Source organism: Kitasatospora sp. NPDC059803 (assembly GCF_042732255.1).
In the GTDB taxonomy this organism is placed as follows: domain Bacteria; phylum Actinomycetota; class Actinomycetes; order Streptomycetales; family Streptomycetaceae; genus Kitasatospora.
On the sequence record NZ_JBHWIJ010000020.1, the window covers coordinates 26,900 to 31,982 of the forward strand.

General features: G+C 68.4%; 7 protein-coding genes. 3 read left to right on the forward strand and 4 right to left on the reverse strand.

Annotated features, from left to right (window positions below; all coding sequences use genetic code 11):
- Positions 1 to 100 precede the first annotated feature (100 nt).
- From ACFV6I_RS05460 to ACFV6I_RS05475, 4 genes are all read right to left on the reverse strand, one after another.
- Positions 101 to 1,231 carry a methyltransferase domain-containing protein gene (locus ACFV6I_RS05460; RefSeq protein ID WP_380335097.1) on the reverse strand — a complete coding sequence of 377 codons (1,131 nt, stop codon included), beginning with the start codon at positions 1,229 to 1,231 and terminating at the stop codon, positions 101 to 103.
- Between the two features lie 254 nt (positions 1,232 to 1,485).
- Complete coding sequence (locus tag ACFV6I_RS05465) at positions 1,486 to 2,334, reverse strand: helix-turn-helix domain-containing protein (RefSeq protein ID WP_380335099.1); 849 nt, start codon at positions 2,332 to 2,334, stop codon at positions 1,486 to 1,488.
- A 178-nt stretch (positions 2,335 to 2,512) separates the two neighbouring features.
- On the reverse strand, positions 2,513 to 2,770 hold the full coding sequence (locus tag ACFV6I_RS05470) for a hypothetical protein (RefSeq protein WP_371518753.1): 258 nt from the start codon (positions 2,768 to 2,770) through the stop codon (positions 2,513 to 2,515).
- Positions 2,767 to 3,141: an ATP-binding protein gene (locus ACFV6I_RS05475; RefSeq protein WP_380335102.1), complete on the reverse strand. Its 375-nt coding sequence runs from the start codon at positions 3,139 to 3,141 to the stop codon at positions 2,767 to 2,769. The genes ACFV6I_RS05470 and ACFV6I_RS05475 overlap by 4 nt, the downstream gene beginning before the upstream one ends.
- 167 nt (positions 3,142 to 3,308) lie before the next feature.
- Here ACFV6I_RS05475 and ACFV6I_RS05480 point away from each other — a divergent pair, with 167 nt between their 5' ends.
- The 3 genes from ACFV6I_RS05480 (at position 3,309) to ACFV6I_RS05490 (ending at position 5,015) form a co-directional block, all read left to right on the forward strand.
- A complete protein-coding gene (locus ACFV6I_RS05480) occupies positions 3,309 to 4,169 on the forward strand; it encodes a helix-turn-helix domain-containing protein (RefSeq protein ID WP_380335105.1) in 861 nt (286 codons plus the stop codon).
- Between the two features lie 8 nt (positions 4,170 to 4,177).
- On the forward strand, positions 4,178 to 4,354 hold the full coding sequence (locus ACFV6I_RS05485) for a DUF397 domain-containing protein (RefSeq protein ID WP_380335108.1): 177 nt from the start codon (positions 4,178 to 4,180) through the stop codon (positions 4,352 to 4,354).
- Between the two features lie 256 nt (positions 4,355 to 4,610).
- The gene (locus ACFV6I_RS05490; RefSeq protein ID WP_380335111.1) at positions 4,611 to 5,015 is read left to right on the forward strand and encodes a hypothetical protein; all 405 of its coding nucleotides are present in this window, start codon (positions 4,611 to 4,613) and stop codon (positions 5,013 to 5,015) included.
- Positions 5,016 to 5,083: the final 68 nt, after the last annotated feature.

The window sequence follows — 5,083 nt, forward strand, 5'->3', positions numbered from 1 at the left end:
GCGCGGGGGGTGTTTGTGTTGCGGGGTGAGCGGTGGGTGGCCCGGCCTCCGAAGCCCGCGGCGGGGACTCAGGTCAGTCGCTTGAAGCTTCGCGGCCGGGTCATCCGATCAGCTTGCCGGGCTCGTCGAGCCACACGTGCTGTTCACCGGTCGGCGTCATCGTCACGCCGAAGCGGGTGAGGTCCGGTTCGCCGTCGGCCAGCCATCCCCGGCGGGCGCGGACGATCTCGTCCCACAGGCGGCGGGGCCCGGCCTGCTGGACGGCGTCGGCGGCGCCCCAGTCGTGGTGGCGGACGGACGCCCAGGAGCCGACGCCGTCGGAGAGCTGCATGCGGTAGGTGCCGCCGGGGTCCGTGTCGTCCCAGGTGTGGTGATACCGAACGCCGGGCACCCGGAGGCCGATGGCGAACGCCACGTCCACGTTCTCCAGCGCCAGCTCCGGGTCGATCGGCGACGAGCCCCGGTGGATCGGCCGGTCGGTCGGTTCGGTCACCGGGTGGGGGCGCTGGCTGCGGACCCACATGAAGCTGACGTTGTCCACGAACCTGCCGTGGGAGGGCTCCCCCGGACCGCCGACCACCAGGCGCAGGAGTCCGGCGTTGGCGTAGGGCGTGCCCCAGGGGGTGACGATCACGCCGCCGGGGCGGGTCTGTTCGAGCCAGGCACGCGGCAGTCGGCGAACCGCCGCCGTGGAATGGACGCGATCGTAAGGCGCCCGGAGGGGCTGGCCTTCGAGGCCGTCGCCGGTCGAGCAACTGGGGTGGAAGCCTGCTGCGGTGAGTCGTCGGGCCGCTGCGGCGGCGACCGCTCGATCCACCTCCACGGTGGTCACGTGGGCGTCGCCGAGCCTGGCGGAGAGGAGCGCGCTCGTCCATCCGGTGCCGGTGCCGATGTCGAGCACGGTGTTCCCGTCGACCACGTCCAGGTGCCGGAGCATCCGCGCGACGAGGGACGGCATGGAGGCCGAGGAGGTGGCGATGCCCGGCCCGGTATCCAGGCCGTCATCGATCTGGGTGACCACCACCTCGTCGGCGTTCACCAGGGCCCACCAGGCGTCCGGGTGGTCGGTCCGGGTGATCAGGCCGTAGCCGGTCGGCCTGTCGCCGTCCGGGGCCCAGACGGAGTCCGGGACGAAGGAAGAGCGCGGGGCACGCTCGAACGCGCCCCGCCACCCCTCGCCCAGTGCCCCCGCTGATTCCATTCGGGTCAGCAACTGTGCGTAGTCGTCCATCAGTTAGCGCTCACTTCTTCGGCGGCGTCACGGGCTTGGTCCACTGACCGTCGGACTCCTTCGGGGACTGCTTCTTGTCCCCGTCCTCGCCACCCTTGCCGTCTCCGTGCTCGCCCATTCCGGCTCCTCTCGATCGGTGCCGGTCATTCGGGTGCCGGCAAGGTCCTGTCCAGCACGGTAGAGGCCCAACCTTGCTGGCGTGAGCGGCATTTCTCCGTATTTCTCCTGTGCGCGGCGAGGCTTCCGCAGGTTTCTCAGGTGGCTGCCAGTGCCAGCGTCGAGCGCGCACGGGCGATCAGCCGGTGTGCCGCGGGGCCGTACACCGCAGCATCGTGCAGCTTGCCCCAGACCTTCCGGTACAGCGCGATGTCGACGGGTTCATCGAGCCACAGCTCGGCGTTCCACGTCTCGACGATCGTGAGCCTGTCGTCGTAGATCCAGAAACCGTGCTTGGGAATGACTGTCACCGGAGCCCCGAGCGGAACGATCCCCACCTCAACCGTGTCGAGCCCCAGCAGGCCGCCCAGTCGGTCGAGTTGAGCGGCCAGGACGTCGGGCGGACAGATCTGCACGTACAGTGCGGCCTCGGACATGATGAAGCGGAAGCGCTTCCCTCGCTGGTAGAGGGACTCCTGGCGCTTCAGCCGGGCACATACTCCTTCCTCGATGTCACGCGGCCCGTCATCCAGATCGGTTGCGTGAGTCAGGACGTGGCGGGCGTATTCCGCGATCTGGAAAATGTCCGGGATGATGGCAGGTTCGTAGCCGGTGGTCACCGCCGTCTCCCGGCCGTGCCTGACTCCGGCTTCCTCGCGCACCCGGTACCCGCCGGCCAGCACCCGCTTCCATCCCCGATAGCGGGACTCCAGGCCTTGCAGCCTGCCTTTCAACTCGGCGGCGGCCTCCGGACGCCCCAATGCTTCGGCCCACGCGTGAAGATCCGCGGGAGTGGCCGTCTGCTTGCCGTTCTCCAGCTTCGAAATCTTCGACGCCGGCCAGCCCAGTCGTCCGGCGAGGTCGCGGCCGTTCACGCCCGCCTCGGTGCGCAACTCCCGTAGCCGCACACCGAGAGACAGCCGGGCCTGCTGAAAATCGGTACTCACCACCCGGAGGCTACCTGTCGACCGAACTCGCACGTCGGAACCGCGAAGTGCCGTGCGGCATCGCAGGCTTGGCGCTCGGCAAGCACTGCGGGGGTGACCGTGCAGTCGTGGAGGTGACGGGCTCGGGTTTCGCAGAGGGCGCCGAGGAGGGAGGCCAGGAGGTTGAAGGTCAGGAGGCCTAGCATCGGCGGCGGTCCCGCTCACGCTTGTACTCGCGGAGGAGGGCGAGGAGGTTGATGAGGGTGCTCGCCGGGATGTTGCCGAGGGAGACGAGGGCGCGGCCGTCGAGGTTGGTCTCGCCGGCCTGGGCGGAGGGCCAGAGGAGCCCGAACTCGCGACCCTCGGTCCGGAGTTCGACGATGAGTCCGGTGATCTGGCGGGCCGTGAGGTGGCGCAGCGCCGGATCGGCCGGGTGGATGGGGTGGTGGGCGATCACGCGACACCGTCCAACTCGAACCAAACGATTTTGCCCAGCTTCAGGGGGTCGACGCCCCAGCGGTGGGTGAGGCCGGCGACCAGCTGGAGGCCCCGGCCGGACTCGGCGAGCGGGCACGGCGTTCGCTGCTCGGGGAGGGCGGAGGAGCGGTCCGCGACGGTGACGCGGAGGGTGTTGGAGAGGGGGTCGGAGAGGAAGTGGATGAGGACGACGGGGGAGGTCGTCTCGCCGTGACGCCAGGCATTGACGATCAGTTCGACGAGGGCGAGCTCGGCGTCCGCGATGGAGGAGGAGGGCCAGCCGACGCGGGCCATGCCGTCGCGGAGGGTGTCGCGAGCGAGGGTGAGGGAGGGGGAGTTGAGGTTACGCACGATGTCTCCCAGTGACGGAGATGGGTGCTCTTCAATGCCCGAGCGGCACTACCGACAATCCGCTCGGTGAGCGGTGCATCACAGACTGTAGGGCATGCGATAGCAAATTTGCTAGCGAGGCCAGGAAGATATGCCTATCTGCTCGCTGGACTCGCCACACACCGACGATGGATGCTGGGAAGATGCCACCTACCCCAACCGCACGCCGCAAGCGCGTCGGCATCGAGCTGCGAAAGATGCGAGAGGCCGCCGGACGCACAGCTGGAGACGCTGCCGCCGTTCTCGGGCTGGACCGGAGCAAGGTCACGCTGATCGAACAAGGCGCCTACCCGGTCAGCGCTGAACGGGTGCTTGCGCTCGCCGCCGAGTACGAGGAGGCCGACTCTGCGTACGTCGACGCCGTCGCCGAGATGGCCGCCGACCGCACCAAGGGGTGGTGGGAGGAGCACAGAGGGCTCGTCCCACCAGGGATTCTTGAGATCTCCGAAGTTGAACACTATTCCAGCGCGTTGGTGACGTATCAGATCTGCCATGCGCCCGGGCTCATGCAGACCGAGGAGACAGCTCGCGCGATCTTCCGAGAGGTCTATCCTCCGCTGCGGCCACTGAACATCGAAGCGCGAGTCGAGAACCGGATGCGGCGAGCAGAGCTCCTGACACGCAGCGATCCACTGGAATACGAAGCAATCGTGCACGAGGCCGCGCTGCGCATGGAGTTCGGGGGAACGGCTGTCGCCAGAGAGCAGCTGAAGCAGTTGCTCGTGCTCTCGGAGGCCCCCAACGTGACACTGCGCGTATTGGAGTTCAGGGCCGGCGGATTCAAGGGTGCGGGCCACGCCGTGCTGTATGCAAGCGGGCCGGTACCCCGCCTCGATACGGTCCAGCTTGACTCCGTAGGATCGCCAGCGTTCCTGACCGAGATGAACCAGCTGGAGAACTACCGGAACATCATCGGGGCGATGCGTGATCGCGCGCTCGATCCATCGGCCTCCCGTGACGTGATCTCCAGCATCATGAACAGCCTGTGAGGGATCCCGTGGAATGGCGAAAGCCCAGTGCCTGTGGCGACGGCAATAACTGCCCAGAGGTCGCCATCACCTCCGACGCCGTCTACGTCCGCAGCAGTCTGCTCCCCGACGCCATCGCCCAACTCACCCCCACCGAATGGCGCGACCTCGTCTCCGCCATCCGCGCCGGCGAGTTCGACGTCTGATCCACCACGCAGGGCGGGCCGTTCGTCGAACGGCCCGCCCTGGCCGTCCCCTTGAGCCCCTTCCGCCCCTGCTAACCCAGCAGTCCGATAACCCCATATTCACAAGACGGCCTGATCCCACCGCTCCCCAACCACCCCCGTACGACCATCGGTTTGCCGCCGAGGAGGGCCGGGGTAGTGCCGAGGAGTTCGCACTCCCACGGACTCCAAGTCCGGTGCGAGCGCTGATTGTTAGACATTGCGAAGGGATATATCCATGAACAGGACCCTCCGGAGCGCCCTCGTGGCAGTCGCCGCCGTCGGCGCCCTCGGCGCCGCCGCTGCCGCTCCCGCCATGGCCGCAGGCACCGCGCCGGCCCAGCCGACGGCCCGGGTGCAGGCACAGCTCAGCAACCCGAAGACGGTCAAGGCCGACGACTTCAACAAGGCCCGCGACATCCTGATCAAGGCGGGCAGCAAGACGGCCGAGAAGACCCACCCGTCCCACGGCGTCAAGGACGTCCCCGTCTCCTACGGCACGAGCCTGCTCGCCGAGGCCCGCGACGAGTTCCGCGCGGCGGACAAGAACCTGCCCGAGAAGGACAAGCAGTCCGGCATGTCGCACGCCCACTACAAGGCCGTCCACGACGCGGCCAAGAAGATGGGCATCGACACCTGGTAACCCCGCCCGGGGGCGGCCCCCCGGGGCGCCAGGGGGGGGGGGGCCGGGCGGGAACGGCCGCCATTGAC

What these genes read in the sequence shown, in the direction of transcription:
- ACFV6I_RS05460 (WP_380335097.1), bottom strand. Translation starts at nt 1,231, where the DNA reads ATGGACGACTACGCACAGTTGCTGACCCGAATGGAATCAGCGGGGGCA.
- ACFV6I_RS05480 (WP_380335105.1), top strand. Translation starts at nt 3,309, where the DNA reads ATGGATGCTGGGAAGATGCCACCTACCCCAACCGCACGCCGCAAGCGC.
- ACFV6I_RS05490 (WP_380335111.1), top strand. Translation starts at nt 4,611, where the DNA reads ATGAACAGGACCCTCCGGAGCGCCCTCGTGGCAGTCGCCGCCGTCGGC.